Source organism: Pannonibacter sp. (assembly GCF_051860505.1).
Taxonomy (GTDB): Bacteria; Pseudomonadota; Alphaproteobacteria; order Rhizobiales; family Stappiaceae; genus Pannonibacter.
The window spans coordinates 108,391-127,029 of sequence record NZ_JBHYDX010000016.1; the positions used below are offsets into that span (position 1 = coordinate 108,391).

The following is an 18,639-nucleotide window of genomic DNA, read 5'->3' on the forward strand; positions in this document are numbered from 1 at the left end:
CCGTGGGGTTCGGCGTAACACCTTGCTTTTTTGGGGGGGCTCAGACGATCAACATGGCCGCAGGCTTCACCGCCGCGTGCCTGTTGGCCCTCCCGGCTTATGCCCAGGACCTGTCTCACCGCACCGACCTCACCGAAGCCGACCGGGTGCGGGTTGGCGAGATCCTGAAAGCGCCGGAGGATTTCTCCAGGGCGGAGGCCTTCGAGGCCATGAGCGCCGGGGCGGCGACGTCGAAGAAGCGTATCAACCGCGACTCGTTCTCGCATCCGACGGCCAATTTGAGTTTCGAAGAGCAGCAGACGTTCCGGATCGGCAACGGCATCTTCCGCAAGCTCTGGGTGGCTGCTCCTTCCTCGACACAGGCCTCCGACGGTCTGGGGCCGCTGTACAACGCCCGTTCCTGCCAGGGGTGCCACCTGAAGGATGGCCGGGGCCAGCCGCCGCTGCCGGGTGACGAGGCCGTATCGCTGTTCCTGCGCCTCTCCGTGCCGCCGCGCACCGACGCCGAGCGCGAGGCGCTGGCGGCGCGCAAGATCCAGTCCGTGCCGGAGCCGACCTACGGCGGCCAGTTCCAGACCTTCGCCGTGACCGGCCTGCCCGGCGAAGGCCGGCTGTCGATCACGCATGAAGAGATCCCGGTGACGCTGAGCGGCGGCGAGGTCGTGACGTTGCAAAAGCCAGTCTATGCCGCCGTTGATCTCAACTATGGACCGATGCAGCCGGACACGATGATCTCGCCGCGCGTGGCGCCGCAGATGATCGGTCTTGGCCTCTTGGAGGCGATCCATCCGGGCGATATTCTGGCAAAGGCTGATCCGGAGGACCTGGATGGCGACGGGATTTCCGGCCGGCCGAACCTTGTGCTTGATCCGCAGACGGGCGAGATAGTGCCTGGCCGGTTCGGCTGGAAGGCGACGACGCCCAATGTCCGCGTCCAGAGTGCCGGAGCGTTTTCCGGCGACATCGGCATTTCAACGCCGGATCATCCCGACCCTTATGGCGATTGCACGACCGCGCAGACCGCCTGCCGTGCCCAGCCGACCGGCGAACAGGAGCGGCTGGGGCCGACGGAAGCGCCCGATCCGGTGATGGATCTGGTCACGTTCTATTCGGAAAACCTGGCGGTGCCGGCGCGGCGCAAGGTGGATGACCCCGAGGTTCTGCGCGGCAAGGCGCTGTTCAGCACGCTGGGCTGTGCCTCCTGCCATACGCCGAAATACGTCACCTCACGCGAGGCGGCCAATCCGGCGCACCGGTTCCAGCTGATCTGGCCCTACACCGACCTGTTGCTGCATGACATGGGCGAGGGACTGGCGGACAACCGGCCGGACGGGGATGCCGATGGCCGGGAATGGAAGACGCCGCCGCTGTGGGGCATCGGCTTGACGGAAACGGTCAGCGGGCATACGCGTTTCCTCCATGACGGTCGCGCAAGGTCGCTGCTGGAAGCCGTGCTGTGGCATGGCGGCGAGGCGCAGGCCGCGCGCGACGGCGTCGTTGGCCTTGCGCCCGATGACCGGGCGGCACTGATCCGCTTCCTGGAGTCACTGTAACATGCTGAAAATCCCCGCTACGCTTGTTGCCCTGTCCCTGCTGGCAGCAGGAGTGGCGCGTGGTGAAACGGCGGTTCAGCCTGTTCAGGTTGGGCAGCCGGCTCAGGTTGCGGCCACCTACGGCGATTATGTGCGCGCCAGCCTCGAAGGCTACATCCGTCCGGCGATGGGACGGTTTGCCACTGATGCGGCACGACTTCCAGATGCCGTGCAGGGGGCCTGCGTTGCCGGCAGCGACAGCGCCCGCGAGGAATTCCGCGCGGTGTACGGAGCGACGCTGGCGTCCTTTGCCCGTATCAGCTTTCTGCGGTTCGGACCGCTCACCGAGGCCAACCGGCTGGAGCGGCTGGCCTTCATGCCGGACGCGCGTGGTGTTGCCCAGCGGCAGGTGCGCAAGATCCTGGCCGACAGGGATCCGACCGCGGCGACCGCTGAACAACTGGCGGGCAAGAGCGTGGCCGTTCAGGGGCTGACGGCACTCCAGCTCGTTGCCTTTGATGACGCAGGTGCCGTGCTGCTGGGCGGGCAGGGAGAGGATGCGGGTTTTGCCTGTGCCTATTCTCTCGCGATTGCCACGAATGTCTCAGCCATCGCCGGCGAGCTGACCCGGGACTGGGCTGATCCGACCGGTTTTTCCGGGGAACTGCTTGCCCCCGGACCGGAGCGGCCACGTCTGAAGAGCGAGAAGGAAGCGGCGGAGCTGATCTTCAACGCACTGGTCACCGGCTTCGTCATCGTCCGCGATCAGGATCTGTTGCCGGCGCTGGCGAGCGGACCGAACAGTGCAAAGCCCGGACGCCTGTCCTTTGCCCGCTCCGGTTTCACGCTGGCTTATCTGTCGGCGGAGATCGGCGGCCTGGCAGAGGCGCTGAAGGCAGGCGGTTATGAGCGCGGCCTCGACAGCGAGGGGACCTGGATCCCGGCTTCGCTCGAGTTCGAGTTCGGCAACGCGCTGAAGGCGCTGGCGCGGCTGCGCGAGCCCATGCGGGTGACCCTTGCCGAGCCGGAGACGCACGCCGGACTGTCCTATGTTGCGCTCGTGTTGAAAGGCCTGCGCGACACGGTGGCGCTCAATCTCGCCGGGTCGCTGAACCTGTCCGGAGGCTTCAATGCGCTGGACGGGGACTGAGGCGGCGGTTCTGAACCGCCGCAGCTTTCTCTCCGGCCTTGCCGCAGCCGGTCTTCTGCCGCTGTTGCCGCATCGCGCGGCGGCGGCCCTCGGGGCGGGCGATCCGGATGAACCGCTTTTTGCCAGCGCGCGGCGCAATGCCGACGGACGCCATGCCGTCGCGATCCTGACGGCTGACGGGCGGGACGTGCTGGACGTGCCGCTGCCCGACCGGGGGCACGGCATCGCCCTGTCGCCTGACCGCAGCCGCTTCGTCACCTTCGCGCGCCGGCCGGGCCAGTTCCTGATGCTCGTCGATCGCGAAGAACGGCAGGCGCCACAGGTGACGAGCGCGGAGCCGGGGCGGCACTACTATGGCCACGGGGTGTTTTCCGCCGACGGACGGCTGGTCTATGCGGTCGAGAATGCATTCGGGCCCGTGGGCGAGGAAACGCGCGGCCGCGTCGGCGTCTATGATGCAAGCGGCGAGCGCCTTATCCGGATCGGCGAGTTCGACACCCATGGCGTCGGGCCGCATGACATCCTGCTGGCCGAGGAGGGCCGCGTGCTGGTGGTCGCCAATGGCGGCATCGACACGCATCCGGTCACGGGGCGCGACATGCTCAATCTCGACCGGATGCAGCCGTCGATTGCCCGCATCGACGCGGCGAGCGGGGAATTGCTCGGGCTCTTCTCCTTGCCGCCGGATCTCTCTCAGGTATCGTTGCGCCACATGGCACTGGATGCGGCCGGAACGGTGTGGATCGGCGGTCAGTTCGAGGGCGATGCGGGACTGACCCCGCCGCTGGTGGCACGGCTTGCGCGCGATGGCGACCTGTTGACGGTCGACGTGCCGGAGGAGCTGCTGAAGCGGCTTGGCAACTATGTCGGTTCGGTGGCGGTGAATGCGCCGGCCGGGCTCGTTGCCCTCTCCAGTCCGCGCGGCGGCCATGTGCTCTATCTGTCGGCCGCTGACGGAACGCCGGTCGGTAGCCATCCGATTGCCGATGTCTGCGGGCTGGCGCCGCTCGACGACGGGTTCCTGGTTTCCGATGGTGCGGGTGGCCTCGCCTTCGGCACGGGCCGCGAGCCGGCGGCCGAGCCCTATGCCCGGCCGGCGGGTGTGTCCTGGGACAATCATATGGCTGCGCTGTAGCTTGGTAAGACGCTATCCCTTCGTCGCTCCTGCGCAGGCAGGAGCCCAGTAATCGGGGCGGGAGGGCTCGGGCGACCTCCCGAAAAACAATTTTTACAGATGGTTACTAGGCTCCTGCCTGCGCAGGAGCGACGAGGGTAGAGTCGTTGCGCCCTTCTTAGGGCCTGCCGTCTTTGGTCGCGCGTTTACCGCTCCCGCGCCATCAGCCAGATGAAGAACACCCCGCCGACGAGGCCGGTGACGATGCCGATGGGCATGTCCTCCGGTGCCATGATCACACGGGCGCAGATGTCGGCGAGGATCAGGAACAGGGCTCCGGCAAGCGCGGACAGCGGGATGACGCGGGCATTGTCGCCACCGGCAATCAGGCGCACCAGATGCGGCATCATCAGGCCGACGAAGCCGATGATGCCCGAGAAGGCAACGCAGACCCCGGTGACAAGGGCTCCGGCGACAAACACCGACAGGCGCAGCCGCGTGACAGGGACGCCAAGGGTCGAGGCGGTCTCGTCGCCGAGGGTGACGGCGTTGAGCGCGCCGGCCTTCAACCACAGCCACAGGCCGCAGGGCACCAGCACCGCGAGCGGGTAGATCAGGTGGTTCCATTGCGCGAGGCCGAGCCCGCCCAGCATCCAGAACACCACCGTGTGGGTGGCCTTCGGGTCAGCCAGGAAGATCAGGATGTTGGCGAGCGCCATGATGATGAAGGAAACGGCGACGCCGGCCAGCACCAGACGATCCGGCGAGCCGGCACGGGCCACCTTTACCACGCCCAGAACGACTGCTGTCGCGCCGAGCGCGCCGACAAAGGCGAGCAGCGGCACGGTCAGGAGCCCGAGGAACAGCCCTGTATGCAGGAGTGCCAGGATGGCACCGAAGGCCGCACCGGAGGAAATGCCGAGCAGATGCGGATCCGCCAGAGGGTTGCGCGTCACCGACTGCAGCACCGCGCCGGTGACCGCAAGTCCGGCCCCGACAAGGGCGGCCAGCAGGGCGCGGGGGAAGCGGATGTCCCAGACGATGGCCTCGCGGGACAGGCTCCAGGTCCGTTCCACCGATCCGGGCAGCAGTTTCGAGGCGACAATGCCTGCAACATCGCCGAGGGGGACCGAAATGGCCCCCACGGCGACGGCGGTCAGGATGGCCATGACGAGGAGACCGAGGCCGGCTATTCCGGCGAGCAGCACCGGCCAGAGCCGGTGCTGGACGTCAGATTCGGCTTGTGCGGCTTCAGTTTCCAGCGAAACCGTCAACGAGCTTCTCCACGGCGCGGATGTTGCGGGGGCCGGGCGTTGCCTCGACATATTCGAGCACCACGAAGCGGTTGTTCTTCACGGCGTCGACATTGGCGAAGGCCGGGTTGGCCTTGAGGAAGGCGATCTTCTGCTCGGCGGTGACATTGCCGTAATTCACGATCACGATCACTTCCGGGTTGCGGTCGACCACCGGCTCCCAGGCGACGGTGGCCCAGCTCTTGTCCAGGTCGTCCATGATGTTCTTGCCGCCGGCCGCCTCGATCAGCGCGGTCGGCATGGCGTAGCGACCGGAGGTGAAGGGGGTATCCTCGCCGCTGTCATAGACGAAGACGCGCAAGGGATTGGACTTGTCGACCTTGGCGGTTGCCTCGGCCAGCTTTGCCTCGTAGCCGGCGACCAGCACCTTTGCCTTGTCCTCGACGCCGAAGATGCGGCCGAGGTTGATCAGGTCGTTGTACATGTCGGCCATGGAGATCTTCTCCTTCGGGCCGATGTGGATGCAGCTTTCGGTCAGTTCATAGACCTGGATGCCGAAGGGGGCGAGGGTTTCGGGCGTGACCTCGCCGCCGACCTTCATGCCGTAGTTCCAGCCGGCGAAATAGAAGTCGGCCTCGGCGCCGAGCAGCACTTCCTTGGTCGGGTATTTTTCGGACAGTTCGGGCAGTTCCTTGACGTCCTTGCGCATCTCCTCGTCCAGCGTCTTCCAGCCGGAGACGCCGGTGTAGCCGGCCATGCGGTCGGCGAGGCCAAGGACCAGCATCATCTCGGTGAGGTTGACGTCGTTGGAAATGGCGCGCTTCGGGGCGGCCTCGAAGGTCACGTCGCGGTTGCAGCTCTTCACGGTCACCGGATAGGCCGCGGCGGCCACGGTGGAGAGCAGGAAGGCGGCAAGAGCAAGTTTCAGACGCATGTCAGGGGGTCTCTCTGGTCAAAGGTGAAAGGAAAAGCGGGGGTGTTGCCCGCTGAGGTCGATCCGCGAGCGCACGGAAAAGGCGCCCGCGATGTGGGTTTCGGTGAAGACCTCGGCCGGGGTGCCCTCGGTGAGGACGCGGCCACCGGCGAGCAGCAGCACCCGGTCGGCGTATTCGGCGGCGAGGGTCAGGTCGTGCAGGGTGGTGATCACCGTGAGGCCAAGGCCTCGCAGCAGCGCCATCAGCTCGAGCTGGTGGCGGATGTCGAGGTGGTTGGTCGGCTCGTCGAGGATCAGCAGCTTGGGCGCCTGGGCCAGCGCCCGGGCCACCATCACGCGCTGGCGCTCACCGCCCGACAGGGTGCCGAAGGGGCGTTCGGCCAGGGGGTTGAGATGCAGGCGGCCAAGCGCATGGGCAATCGCATCGCGGTCGGCCGAGCCGGCCGCGCTGAGACCGCGCTGATGCGGCAGGCGCCCGAGCGCCACGATCTGGCGCACGGTCAGGGCAAAGTCCGTCGGCTGCTCCTGCAGCACGGCGGCGATCCGGCAGGCGACATCCCGGGCGCCCAGGCTCCAGATGTCGGTGCCTTCCAGCCGGACATGGCCAGCGCGGGGGCGATGGAAGCGATAGAGCAGCCGCAGCAGTGACGACTTGCCGGCTCCGTTGGCACCGCAGATCGCCAGCACCTCGCCCTGGTTGAGCGTCAGGCTGATGTCGGCCAGGAGGTCAGGCCGGCCGCGCGGTCCCCAGCAGAGGCCTTCCGCCTCGAAAAAGGGCGCGCTCATGTGCAGGCATCGGCATCCGGGGGCAGCACCCGGCCGGAGGCGGGAATGCGCGCAAGGGCGGTCCGTGCCAGCTTGCCGGGCCGCTCCGAGGCCTTGCACCAGCCGTCGGGCAGCTCCTCGTATTGGCGGGCAAAGCGGGCAATGTCCTCGGCATCGGCGAGGTCCATGTCACCGAAGAGCCAGGTGGTCTTGTCCTGCGACTGGAGGGCGATGGCGCAGGGGCGGCCGCAGGCGGCCATGCACTCGATGCCGCCGACGCGCCAGGCGGCATCGCCGGCCATCTGGGCCGAAAGCTCTGCCAGCAGGGCCTTGCCGGGACGGTCTTCACTGCCGCGCGGGCGGCAGGTCACGCAGACCACAAGCTCGTGCATTGCCTCGGTGGACAAGGTCCGCTCGCCGCCAACAATAGGGGAATGGGCCGTAACCGGCCGCTGAATGGTCACCGTTTTACTCCTTCCGGGGCACCCCGCCCGGTGGCTGTTGTGGGTCGGTGATGGCAGGTCTCCTGACTTGCGGGTCGTCGCCTTGCCCTGCCTTCCCATCCCGTGCCGGTTATGTGGCACATGGGACAGTGGCTGTCTGGGGTCGGCTCGCCGCCTACAGTTGCGGGGGCAGTCACGGACTTGGCGCCTGTTGGCTACACCGTACCGTGTTCCCTTTTCACCCGGCAAAGCGCTTGTTCGCCGGGAACCATCACGGCGAATGATCAGGGCAGGGGCGTGTGTTGTCAAGGCAATGCCACCGGGTTGGGACGAGACCACCCGGTGTTTATATGTAATGTAATTACGTTACAAGTGCGAGCTGCCTATCCGGCGTCCATCACGATGGAGAAATGCGGCGTGCCGGACCAGCGCAAAGTCCAGCTGGCACCGGGCCTCACGTTCTGGATGATCCCGGGATCGAAAGCGACGAAGCAGCGGCCGCCGGGCTGGCGCACGGAGGGATAAAGCAAGCCGCGATGTCCCTGACGGCGCAGATCGGCCGCCAGCGCCTGGCCAGTCGGATAGCCAGTTGAAGGATCCGCCGCCAGTGCCGGGTGATCCGGCGTGTTCGTCAGGTCCGGGAAGTCGCCGATGAAGTCGGCGAGGAGTTCCACATAGGCGGCCTCGTCATGGAAATGGCCGATATAGGAGAGTTCCCGCGTGCGGTGAAACCCAACCTCGGCAGCGGAAGTCATTGAATCATAGGCGCAGTACCACGCGCCGCGGTCGCCGCCGTTGAAGCGGTTGCCGGTCGGCCGCGTGTAGACAAAAGCGGCGTTGATATGGGTCTCACCATAGAGGGCGAGGTCGGCCTTGCGGCGGAGGAACGCCAGTTCCCGCCTGTCGATGCCGGGGCTGCCCTCCCGCTCGGCCTTCAGCCGCGCGTTGGTCAGGCCTTCCAACTCGGCCAGGATCTCCGCTTCCCGGTCGCTGTCGACAAGGCCGCGCAGCACGGGTGGCTTGTGGTGTGTCTTCGAGATCAGCCGGATCAGGGCGCGGTCGGCGATCGCGGTCAGCTTCACGCGCCACCTCGCAGGGCATCGAGATAGGTCCGGACGCTGAGGATTTTCGGCAGGCCGCCGTCGATCATTGCGTCGACCGGGCGCTGGCCGTCGAACTCCGGCCCGCTGTTGGGCAGTCTGATCCAGCGGTCGGCAAGATCCGGGCTGAAGTAAAGCTGCAGCGACTTGTAGATGCCGATGAGGGCACTGAGGCGCAACAACTGGTCGCGGGTCAGTTCGCCCCGGAAGCTCGCGGATTTGGCGCGTTTCCAGGAAGAGTCTGACATGTCACAGAGACCTGCGGCCTCGCGAACCGTCAACGACCAGGCGTCGGCGATGCGGCTGTAGGCCTTGAGGCCGACGGCCTGACGGTCGTCGACGGGCCGGGGCTTGAGAGCAGCTTCCATTTGGTCACCGTGCCAATGCGGTTCAATACGCTCAAGATAGATCATGTGGACCAAAATACAAGGTCATATGATCTGGATTACAGATCCCGAAGCACCTCGCTGGCCCGGACGGCGGCGGAGGCGCGGTTCTCGACGCCGAGTTTGACGTAGATCTGCTCGAGGTGCTTGTTCACCGTGCGTGGGCTGAGGCCGAGAATGTCGCCGATGTCCTTGTTGGACTTGCCGCGCGAGATCCAGGTCAGGACGTCCGCCTCGCGCGGGGTGAGACCGAAGCGCTGGCGCAGGGCGTCGGTCTGGCCGGGGTGGCTGGCGCTGGTTAGACGGAACAGGTGCTCGTCGGCAGTGATTGAACCGATGGGGGCGAACTCGAACTGGCCAGCGGCCCCAAGATCGAGCACCAGCGGGTCGGGCCGCCCCGTCGCCTGTCGGCTGGCGGCGGCGATCCAGCCGGCCAGACCGGCGCGAACGCGGTCCAACGCGGTTTCACCCGCAGCGCCGTTGCCCCGGTCCAGCGCTTCGAGAACCTGGCTGGTCTGCGGTGTCGACCACTTGATGCTGCCGTCTGCGCCGACGGCGATCAGGTGCCGGCCTGCGGCATCCAGCGCAATGCGGGCGCTCTGGACCTGGCGCGCATTGGCAAGGTGAACCCGGATGCGGGCCTGCAGCTCGTCGAGATTGATCGGCTTGGTGAGAAAGTCGACACCGCCGCTTTCCAGCGCATGAACCACATGCTCGGTCTCGCTGAGGCCGGTCATGAAGATCACCGGCACATGCTCCAGCCCGCGCCGGGCCTTGAGCAGGCGGCAGGTCTCGAAGCCGTCGGGTGCGGGCATCACCGCGTCCATCAGCACCATGTCCGGCGTGATGCGGTCGCAGATGGCCAGCGCGGCGGTGCCGGAGGTGGCGACCAGAACCGTGACGCCGGACGTCTCCAGTGCCTTCGTCAGGAAGCCGAGGGTCTCGGGGGAATCATCCACCACGAGGACGATGTCGCGCGAGGCGGCGGGGGAACCGACGGCGTCAGTCATGGGGGGCTGTGTCCTCAAGGATCTTGCGATAGCCGGCAAAGTCGAACTGTTCGATGCTTGTGCGAAGACGGGCGATGAGAGCGCCATCCGCGCCCGCGCCGTCCAACTCGCTGAGCTTGGCCTCGATGCCATGGACATAGCCGATGTCGCCGAGGCTGATCAGGTCGCGGATATGCCGCGATGACAGGGAGGGGGCTGCAAGCGGAGCCGTGTCGCGCTCGTCCGCCGCTGCAGGGGCTGGCGTGGCAAGGGCTGGAGCGGCGGCGGCGGCATCGCCCGCCCGGGTCCAGATCAGGCCAAGCAGGCGGCTGATCCGGTCCAGGAGCTGAGCGAGATCGACGGGTTTGGACAGGGCGTCGTCATGGGCTGGTTCGCCGGCCGGGCGCAGGGCCGTGTCACCGATGTTGGCCGAGAGCATGACGATCGGCGTGGTGAGGCCGCGCTGGCGCAAGAGGCTCGCCACCTGCCAGCCATTCATGCCGGGCATGGAGATGTCGACCAGCAGCAGGTCTGGCTTGGTGCGGAAGGCGACTTCGATGCCCTGCGGTCCGTCGGCGGCCAGTTCCACTTCAAAGCCAAGCGGGGCGAGGATTTCCACCATCAGCGCTCGGTGGTCGGCATTGTCATCGATGACGAGGATCCGGCGGCGCGGGCCGGAGTAGCCGGTGACGGGGCGCTCGGGCGAGACCAGCGGCTGCTGGTCGGCGAGGGCGGCCAGCATCAGCCGGACCTCGAAGGTGCTGCCCTCGCCGGGATGGCTCGTGACGGCCAGCGAGCCGCCGAGGGTCTGGGCCATCAGCTTGGTGATCGTCAGCCCCAGTCCCAGACCGGGCGTGCGGGCGACACTCTCGCCGCTGCCGCGTCCGAAGGGCTCGAAGATGCGGGTCATGTCGTCTTCGCTGATGCCGGTGCCGGTGTCGGAGATGCGGAAGGTGGCGACCTGCGACCGGTAGCCGACCTCCAGCGTGATGGTGCCGGAGTTGGTGAACTTCACTGCATTCGAGAGAAGGTTGACGAGGATCTGGCGCAGGCGCTTTTCATCGGTGCGCACCAGCGTCGGCAGGTTTGGTGCCTTGCGGAACTCGAAAGCAAGGCCGGCCGCCTGGGTCTGCAGGCGCACCATGGCGACGATCTGGTCGAGGAACTCGTGGATGTTGACCGTGGCCATGTCCACCTGCAGCCGGCCGGCCTCGATGCGGGAGATGTCCAGCAAGCCGTCGATCAGGCCGGAGAGGTGCTCGGCGCTGCGGCGGATGACACGGATCGAGGCCTTGCGCTCGCGCGGGATGGCCTCGTCCCGTTCCAGCACCTGGGCATAGCCCAGCACCGCGTTGAGCGGCGTGCGCAGTTCGTGGCTGAGGCCGATGACATAGCGGCTCTTGGCAAGGTTCGCGGCCTCGGCTGCTTCCTTCGCCTTCTGCAGGGCGGCGTCGGTCTTGCGGTGCGCCTCGATCTCCTTCAGCAGCAGGGAATTCTGGCGCAGGGATTCCTCTTCTGCCACGTGGCGCGTGTCATGGGCGAGCACCAGGAACCAGACGCCGATGCCTGCCGAGATGGCGAAGACGACGAAGATCAGCGCCACCGTCCGCCCGACCACATCGGCCCCGGGCGGCAGGCTGGTGGCGGCCTGATGGGTGATCACGGTGAGGATCAGGGCGATGCCGGCGATGACCGGAACGGCGGTCATGAGATAGCGGCCGAGCCGGGTGGAGAGATGTTCCAGAACCCAGGCCGGCAGTGTGGCCTCGGCGACGCTGCGGGTCTGATATTTCAGCCGGGCCTTCGGCTTGCAGCTGTCGTGGCAGCGGGCATCCAGCGTGCAGCAGAGCGAGCAGATCGGCACCTGATAGGCCGGGCAATAGGCCATGTCCTCGGGCTCGAACGGGTTCTCGCAGATCGAGCAGGTGATGGCCGTCTTCGTCTGCCAGTGCCGGCGCGGCTTGCGCGCGAGATAATACTTGCCACCCGTGGCGAAGGCGATGGCCGGGGCCAGCACGAAGGCAAGGCCAAGCGCGATGAAGGTGGCGAGGGACGCCGCCAGCGGCCCGAAGGTGCCATAATGGGCGAGCAGCGCGACGATGGCGGCAAGGCTCATGGCGCCGGTGCCGACCGGGTTGATGTCGTAAAGGTGCGCGCGCTTGAACTCGATGCCGGGGGGAGACAGGCCGAGCGGCTTGTTGACGAACAGGTCCGCCGAGATCGCCGACAGCCAGGCCATGGCGATGATCGAGAACACGCCGAGCGTTTCCTCCAGGAGGCCATAGATGCCGAGTTCCATCAGGAGGAGCGCTATGCCGACGTTGAAGACCAGCCAGACCACGCGGCCCGGATGGGAATGGGTGAGGCGGGAGAAGAAGTTCGACCAGGCCAGCGACCCGGCATAGGCATTCATCACGTTGATCTTCAGCTGCGCCACCACGACGAAGGCGGCCATCAGCAGCACGGCGGCCTGCTCGGAGGGCAGCATGTAGCCGAAGGCGACCGCATACATGCGCGAGGGCTCGTCCGCCTCCGCTACCGGAACGCCGGTGGACAGGACGAGCACGGCCAGGAACGAGCCGGCAATGAGCTTCGGCAGACCGATGATGACCCAGCCGGGGCCGGCCAGGAACAGGGCAAGGCGGCGCAGGCGGTCGGGCTTCTCGCCGGGCGGCAGGAAGCGCAGGAAGTCGACCTGTTCGCCGATCTGGGCCATCAGCGCCAGGATGACTGCCGAGGCAGCTCCGAACTGCATCAGGTCGATGGGGTTGGAATTGGGCGGTCGCGGTGCGCCGGTGGCCGGGTCGATCCCGGCAAAGCTGAGCCAGGTGCCGACCGCGGCCCAGTCGGCAGCCGCAATGAACAGGAACGGCAGGATGTTCAGCACCAGCCAGAACGGCTGCGTCAGGATCTGGAAGCGGCTGATCAGCGTGATGCCATGGGTGACCAGCGGAATGACCACCAGCGCGCTGACGATGTAGCCGATCCACAGCGGCAGGCCGAAGGCGTAGTCGAGTGCGCTCGACATGATCGAGGCCTCGATGGCGAAGAGGATGAAGGTGAAGCTGGCATAGATCAGCGAGGTCAGCGTCGAGCCGATGTAGCCGAAACCGGCGCCTCGGGTCAGAAGGTCGATGTCGACGCCATGACGCATGGCCGAACGGGCAATCGGCCAGCCGACCAGCAGAAGCACGAGGCAACCGACCAGCATCGCGGCGAAGGCATTGGCCGTGCCGTAGGACAGGGTGATGGCCCCTCCGATGGCCTCCAGCGCCAGAAACGCGATTGCGCCGCCGGCCGTATGCGAGATCGCGCGGCTGGACAGCCGCCGGGCGCTCTTGGCGGTGAAGCGCAGGGCATAGTCTTCCAGGGTCTGGTTGTTGACCCATTGGTTGTAATGCCGCCGCACCGGCAGGATGCGCTGGCGCGCGGTCATGCAATCCGCCTCCCTTCTGGGCATTTGCCGAAATTTTGAGCCGTTACGGCAGGTTCAGCCCGGCCAGAGCCGTCCTTTCTGCCAGTTCCCGCGTCGTTTCATCCAGCTTTGCAGGGTTCGTGCCGCTTTGGCTGCCTTCTGTACGGGCGAGGGCGCGGATGACGCAGGGCGCTTACGTCAATCGACGTATGTTGCGCCGCGATATCGCAGCGCACGATCCCTTTCGACGGCTGAGGGAACCTGCCGGCCGCAAGAACGGCCAAGGTCAAGGCAGTCGGGGACAGAAGGGGACAAACAGATGATCAAGCTGAAAAGCCGCATGGCAGGGCTGACGCTCGCAGGTCTGATGGCATCGACCATGATGGGCGGTGCGATGGCCGAGGAGACCATCAAGATCGGCATCCTGCACTCGCTCTCGGGCACGATGGCGATTTCCGAGACCACGCTGAAGGACACGATGCTGTTCCTCATCGAGGAGCAGAACAAGAAGGGCGGCGTGCTCGGCAAGAAGCTGGAAGCTGTCGTCGTCGACCCCGCTTCCGACTGGCCGCTGTTTGCCGAAAAGGCGCGCGAGCTGATCTCCGTCAACAAGGTCTCCGCCGTGTTCGGCTGCTGGACCTCGGTGTCGCGCAAGTCGGTTCTGCCGGTGTTCGAGGAGTTGAACTCGATCCTGTTCTACCCCGTGCAGTATGAGGGCGAGGAAAGCCAGCGCAACGTATTCTACACCGGCGCTGCCCCCAACCAGCAGGCGATCCCGGCGGTGGATTACCTGATGAACGATGAGGGCGTGGAGCGCTGGGTTCTGGCCGGCACCGACTATGTCTATCCGCGCACGACCAACAAGATCCTTGAAGCCTACCTGAAGTCGAAGGGCGTCAAGGACGAGGACATCATGATCAACTACACGCCGTTCGGTCATTCCGACTGGCAGACGATCGTGTCCGACATCAAGGCCTTCGGTTCGGCTGGCAAGAAGACCGCGGTGGTCTCGACCATCAACGGCGATGCCAACGTGCCGTTCTACAAGGAACTGGGCAACGCCGGCATCAAGGCCGAAGACATCCCGGTTGTTGCTTTCTCGGTAGGTGAGGAAGAGCTCGCCGGCCTCGACACCGCGCCGCTGGTTGGTCACCTGGCCGCCTGGAACTACTTCCAGTCCGTCGACAATCCGGTCAATGCCGAGTTCATCTCCAGCTGGCGTGCGTTCACCGGCAACGACAAGCGCGTGACCAATGACCCGATGGAAGCGCATTACATCGGCTTCAACATGTGGGTGAAGGCGGTCGAGAAGGCTGGCACCGTTGATCCGGATGCCGTGATCGACTCGCTCATCGGCGTGTCCGTGCCGAACCTCTCCGGCGGTTACTCGGCGATGATGCCGAACCACCACATCACCAAGCCGGTGCTGATCGGCGAGATCCAGGCCGACGGCCAGTTCGAGACTGTCTGGGAAACCCCGGGCCTCGTGGTGGGCGACGAGTGGTCTGACTATCTCGAAGGCTCCAAGGACCTGATCGCCGACTGGCGCGCGCCGCTGTCCTGCGGAAACTTCAACGTCAAGACCGGCAAGTGCGGCGGCTCCGGCAGCTGAAGTGAGCGCAGCGGAGGTCCCCTTTCCGGATGGCCGGGAAGGGGATTTTCGAGACGCTGACAAGCTCTCGGTGTCACCCCGGGCGGAGCGAAGCGAAGACCCGGGCCTACTCGTTTGCAGAGCAGCTAATTCGTTGCGTGGTCAATCCACCGGCGCACCTGTCCTCCGTTCAGTGGCGTCTGACCCTGCTGCAAGGCTCTGGAAGCGAGTAGGCCCCGGCTCTCGCGTTGCTCGGCCGGGGTGACACGGAGCGGGTGCTGAAAATGGCGTGCATGTTGGCCCAATCCAAAATCCTTCCAGCCTGGTGGCGCGTATGTCTCTGAAGAAACTGATGATCTGCCTCATGATGCTGGTGATGGGCTGCATGGTCCAGACGACCGGTCATGCAGAGGGCGTTGAGGCGCTTCGGCCGCTGGTCAATGCGCTGGCCAAGGGCGGCTTCAAGGAGACGGAGGCGCAGGTCGGAGCGTTGGCTGCAACGGCAAACCCGGCGGTGGCGCCCGCGCTTGAGGCGCTGTCCACTGGTGACCTTTATGAGCGCAAGAGCGACAAGCTGGTCGTCATCGGGACCAAGGCTGGTGCGGATCTCGCCCTGATCGATCCGCTGACGGGTGAGGCATTGGGCACCGCGCCGGCCGCTTCGCTGACCAAGATCAAGGTCAACAATGGCCTGCGCCGCACAATCCGCAGCGCGCTGGGCGGCTTGACGCTGATGGCGCCGGATCCGGCGGTGCGAATGACGGCTGCGGCAGCAATGTTCAAGTCGCTGGATGTGGAAGGCCTGGCCCTGCTTGATACGGCCATGGCTGCCGAGACTGATGCGCGCGTGCTGAAAGCGATGCAGGAAGCGCGGGCGGCGGTGCTTCTGGCGGTTGACGCGCCGGAGACAACGAAGCTTGAGGCCGTGCAGGTGCTCGCAAACCGTGGCGACAGGGAGGCGCTGTCGATCCTGACCGGGGTTGCTGCAAATGCGCAAACGCCTGCGGCTCTGCGCGATGCTGCCGACCGCGCGGTGGCGGCGATCTCAAAGAATCTCGCCTTCTGGGATATCGGGCAGAATGTCTGGTACGGCATTTCGCTGGGGTCCGTGTTGCTGCTCGCCGCCATCGGCCTTGCCATCACCTTCGGCGTAATGGGCGTCATCAACATGGCGCATGGCGAGATGGTGATGATCGGGGCCTATGTCACCTTCATGGTGCAGGAGGTGATCCGCACCAGTGCGCCGGGACTGTTCGGCGGTTCGCTCGCCATCGCCCTGCCGCTTGCCTTCCTTGTGACGGCGCTGATCGGCATCGCCATCGAGCGCGGCATCATCCGCTTCCTCTATGGCCGGCCGCTGGAGACCCTGCTTGCCACCTGGGGCCTGTCGCTGATCCTGCAGCAGGCCGTGCGTTCCATCTTCGGCCCGACCAACCGGGAAGTCGGTAATCCGGACTGGATGTCCGGTGCCTTCCAGCTCGGCGAGATGACGATCACCTATAACCGCCTTTGGATCGTGGTGTTCTCGTTGCTGGTCTTCGCCGGGCTGATGCTGGTGCTGAAGAAGACGCCCTTCGGCCTCTATACGCGGGCTGTGACCCAAAACCGGCGCATGGCCGCCTCCATGGGCATCCGCACACCCTGGATCGACGCGCTGACCTTTGGGCTTGGGTCGGGCATTGCGGGCATTGCCGGGGTGGCGCTGTCGCAGATCGACAACGTCTCGCCAAACCTCGGACAGGGCTACATCATCGACAGCTTCATGGTCGTTGTCTTCGGCGGGGTCGGGAATCTCTGGGGCACGCTGGTCGGCGCGCTGACGCTTGGCGTGGTGAACAAGTTCCTGGAACCCTATGCCGGGGCGGTGCTCGCCAAGATCCTCATGCTCGTCTTCATCATCCTCTTCATCCAGAAGCGTCCGCGGGGGCTGTTCGCCCTCAAGGGCCGGGCAGTCGAAGCATGATCACGTCGTTTTTCGTTCGCGCCTTCGACCGTCAGGCGGCGCTGTTCCTGGCCATCCTCGGTCTTGTCATTGTCGCGGTGCCGGCGCTCAACCTGCTGCTGCCGCCGGACCATCCGCTGCATGTGCCGACCTATGCGGTCAGCCTGATGGGCAAGTACCTGACCTATGCGCTGCTGGCGCTGTCGGTGGATCTGGTCTGGGGCTATTGCGGCATCCTCTCGCTCGGACACGGCGCCTTCTTTGCCCTTGGCGGCTATGCCATGGGCATGTACCTGATGCGCCAGATCGGTCCGCGCGGCGTTTATGGTGACCCGGTGCTGCCGGATTTCATGGTGTTCCTGAACTGGAAGGAACTGCCCTGGTACTGGACCGGCTTCGACATGTTCCCTTTCGCGCTGATGATGGTGCTGCTGGTGCCGGGCGTGCTTGCCTTCATCTTCGGCTGGTTCGCCTTCCGCTCGCGCGTGTCCGGGGTGTACCTGTCGATCATCACCCAGGCGCTGACCTATGCGCTGCTGCTCGCCTTCTTCCGCAATGACATGGGCTTCGGCGGCAACAACGGGCTCACCGACTTCAAGGACATCCTCGGCTTTCCGATCCAGGCCGACGGCACCCGCGCGGCCTTGTTCGTGGCCTCCGGGCTGGCGCTGGTGCTGTGCTTCCTGCTGGCCAGGTCGGTGACCCGGTCGAAGCTTGGCAAAGTTCTGGTGGCGGTGCGCGATGCGGAGAGCCGGGTTCGGTTTCTTGGCTACCGGGTCGAGCATTACAAGCTGTTCGTCTGGACCCTGTCGGCGATGATGGCCGGGCTTGCCGGGGCGCTCTACGTGCCGCAGGTCGGCATCATCAATCCGGGCGAATTCGAGCCAGCCAACTCCATCGAGGCCGTCATCTGGGTGGCGGTCGGCGGGCGGGGCACGCTGTTCGGGCCGATCTTCGGCGCGGTGCTGGTCAACTACGGCAAGACCTGGTTCACGGCGGTGCTGCCGGAGGTCTGGCTGTTTGCCCTGGGCGCCCTGTTCGTCGTCGTCACCCTGTTCCTTCCGAAAGGGCTGGTCGGTCTGGTCGCCATGGTGCGGGCCCGGTTGCCCCAGCGGCGGACGGCGACATCCGAACCCGCAACGCCCTCCACGGGCGAACCCCAACCGGCGGAGTAAGCCATGCGCCAGTCAAGCCTTCTCTATCTCGACGGCGTCAGTGTCTCCTTCGACGGGTTCCGCGCGCTCAACTCGCTCTCGCTGGTGATCGAGCCGGGCGAGATGCGGGCGATCATCGGCCCCAATGGCGCCGGCAAGACGACGATGATGGATGTCATCACCGGCAAGACCCGGCCCGACAGCGGCGAGGTGTTCTTTGGCGGGGACACGGACCTCACCCGCATGGATGAAGCGGCGATTGCGGAACTGGGCATTGGCCGCAAGTTCCAGAAGCCGACCGTGTTCGAGAGCCATACCGTCTGGGACAACCTGGAGCTGGCGCTGAAGGCACCGCGCGGGCCATTTTCGACTTTGTTCCATGTGCTGCGACCTGCGGAACGAGCCCGCATCGAGGACTTGCTGGAGCTGATCCGGCTCGGCAGCCGGCGGGACGATCTGGCCGCCAACCTCAGTCATGGCCAGAAACAGTGGCTTGAGATCGGCATGCTGCTGGCGCAGGAGCCGCAGCTGCTTCTGGTCGACGAGCCGGCAGCCGGCATGACCGACGCGGAGACTGCCGAGACGGCCGATCTCCTGCGCGACATCAACAAGACCCGCTCGGTCGTGGTGGTGGAACACGACATGACCTTCATACGCGCGCTCGGCGTCAAGGTGACGGTGCTGCACGAGGGATCGGTGCTGGCCGAGGGCTCGATCGACCACGTGTCGTCGGACGCGCGGGTGGTGGAGGTTTATCTGGGGCGGTGAGGGTTTCGACTGGGCCTCTCAGCTCCCCTCCCCCTCGTGGGGAGGGGGCCGGGGGGGGGGGGGAATCAAGACAGGAGTCGCGGGGGTCGCGGTGGTGGGGCCG

General features: G+C 65.9%; 15 protein-coding genes and 1 riboswitch. Of the genes, 7 read left to right on the forward strand and 8 right to left on the reverse strand.

Translation table 11 applies throughout. From position 1 onward, the window contains the following. The first annotated feature begins 53 nt into the window (after nucleotides 1–53). Genes ACTIFE_RS12880 through ACTIFE_RS12890 form a run of 3 tightly spaced genes read left to right on the forward strand, consistent with a single transcriptional unit; the run spans nucleotide 54 to nucleotide 3,817 of the window. Nucleotides 54–1,553, forward strand: coding sequence for a di-heme oxidoreductase family protein (locus tag ACTIFE_RS12880; protein WP_439529553.1), 1,500 nt, complete (start codon nucleotides 54–56; stop codon nucleotides 1,551–1,553). A 1-nt stretch (nucleotide 1,554) separates the two neighbouring features. Beyond that, complete coding sequence (locus tag ACTIFE_RS12885; protein ID WP_439529554.1) at nucleotides 1,555–2,682, forward strand: imelysin family protein; 1,128 nt, start codon at nucleotides 1,555–1,557, stop codon at nucleotides 2,680–2,682. Next, the gene (locus tag ACTIFE_RS12890; RefSeq protein WP_439529555.1) at nucleotides 2,663–3,817 is read left to right on the forward strand and encodes a DUF1513 domain-containing protein; all 1,155 of its coding nucleotides are present in this window, start codon (nucleotides 2,663–2,665) and stop codon (nucleotides 3,815–3,817) included. Before ACTIFE_RS12885 ends, ACTIFE_RS12890 begins: the two co-directional genes overlap by 20 nt. A 185-nt stretch (nucleotides 3,818–4,002) precedes the next feature. Here ACTIFE_RS12890 and ACTIFE_RS12895 read toward each other — a convergent pair whose 3' ends face one another. The 8 genes from ACTIFE_RS12895 to ACTIFE_RS12930 form a co-directional block, all read right to left on the reverse strand. Further along, a complete protein-coding gene (locus tag ACTIFE_RS12895) occupies nucleotides 4,003–5,070 on the reverse strand; it encodes a FecCD family ABC transporter permease (RefSeq protein ID WP_439529556.1) in 1,068 nt (355 codons plus the stop codon). Then, a complete protein-coding gene (locus ACTIFE_RS12900) occupies nucleotides 5,048–5,983 on the reverse strand; it encodes an ABC transporter substrate-binding protein (RefSeq protein WP_439529557.1) in 936 nt (311 codons plus the stop codon). The genes ACTIFE_RS12895 and ACTIFE_RS12900 overlap by 23 nt, the downstream gene beginning before the upstream one ends. An 18-nt stretch (nucleotides 5,984–6,001) precedes the next feature. Further along, nucleotides 6,002–6,769: an ABC transporter ATP-binding protein gene (locus ACTIFE_RS12905; protein ID WP_439529558.1), complete on the reverse strand. Its 768-nt coding sequence runs from the start codon at nucleotides 6,767–6,769 to the stop codon at nucleotides 6,002–6,004. Continuing rightward, on the reverse strand, nucleotides 6,766–7,212 hold the full coding sequence (locus ACTIFE_RS12910) for a DUF1636 family protein (RefSeq protein WP_439529559.1): 447 nt from the start codon (nucleotides 7,210–7,212) through the stop codon (nucleotides 6,766–6,768). The genes ACTIFE_RS12905 and ACTIFE_RS12910 overlap by 4 nt, the downstream gene beginning before the upstream one ends. Before the next feature lie 35 nt (nucleotides 7,213–7,247). Further along, a riboswitch (cobalamin riboswitch) is annotated at nucleotides 7,248–7,479 on the reverse strand. Nucleotides 7,480–7,574: 95 nt separating this feature from the next. Next, nucleotides 7,575–8,273, reverse strand: coding sequence for an RES family NAD+ phosphorylase (locus ACTIFE_RS12915; protein WP_439529560.1), 699 nt, complete (start codon nucleotides 8,271–8,273; stop codon nucleotides 7,575–7,577). Next, the gene (locus ACTIFE_RS12920; protein ID WP_439529561.1) at nucleotides 8,270–8,659 is read right to left on the reverse strand and encodes an MbcA/ParS/Xre antitoxin family protein; all 390 of its coding nucleotides are present in this window, start codon (nucleotides 8,657–8,659) and stop codon (nucleotides 8,270–8,272) included. Before ACTIFE_RS12920 ends, ACTIFE_RS12915 begins: the two co-directional genes overlap by 4 nt. Nucleotides 8,660–8,736: 77 nt before the next feature. Further along, a complete protein-coding gene (locus ACTIFE_RS12925) occupies nucleotides 8,737–9,687 on the reverse strand; it encodes a response regulator (RefSeq protein ID WP_439529562.1) in 951 nt (316 codons plus the stop codon). Beyond that, the gene (locus ACTIFE_RS12930) at nucleotides 9,680–13,102 is read right to left on the reverse strand and encodes a hybrid sensor histidine kinase/response regulator (RefSeq protein ID WP_439529563.1); all 3,423 of its coding nucleotides are present in this window, start codon (nucleotides 13,100–13,102) and stop codon (nucleotides 9,680–9,682) included. The genes ACTIFE_RS12925 and ACTIFE_RS12930 overlap by 8 nt, the downstream gene beginning before the upstream one ends. Before the next feature lie 319 nt (nucleotides 13,103–13,421). Here ACTIFE_RS12930 and urtA point away from each other — a divergent pair, with 319 nt between their 5' ends. The 4 genes from urtA to urtD all read left to right on the forward strand — a co-directional run bounded on the left by urtA (nucleotide 13,422) and on the right by urtD (nucleotide 18,536). Beyond that, the gene (gene urtA / locus ACTIFE_RS12935) at nucleotides 13,422–14,693 is read left to right on the forward strand and encodes an urea ABC transporter substrate-binding protein (protein WP_439529573.1); all 1,272 of its coding nucleotides are present in this window, start codon (nucleotides 13,422–13,424) and stop codon (nucleotides 14,691–14,693) included. 313 nt (nucleotides 14,694–15,006) lie between these two features. Beyond that, on the forward strand, nucleotides 15,007–16,635 hold the full coding sequence (gene urtB / locus ACTIFE_RS12940; RefSeq protein WP_439529564.1) for an urea ABC transporter permease subunit UrtB: 1,629 nt from the start codon (nucleotides 15,007–15,009) through the stop codon (nucleotides 16,633–16,635). Further along, nucleotides 16,632–17,789, forward strand: coding sequence for an urea ABC transporter permease subunit UrtC (gene urtC / locus ACTIFE_RS12945; RefSeq protein WP_439529565.1), 1,158 nt, complete (start codon nucleotides 16,632–16,634; stop codon nucleotides 17,787–17,789). Before urtB ends, urtC begins: the two co-directional genes overlap by 4 nt. A 3-nt stretch (nucleotides 17,790–17,792) precedes the next feature. After that, nucleotides 17,793–18,536: an urea ABC transporter ATP-binding protein UrtD gene (gene urtD / locus ACTIFE_RS12950; RefSeq protein ID WP_439529566.1), complete on the forward strand. Its 744-nt coding sequence runs from the start codon at nucleotides 17,793–17,795 to the stop codon at nucleotides 18,534–18,536. The last annotated feature ends 103 nt before the right edge of the window (nucleotides 18,537–18,639 follow it).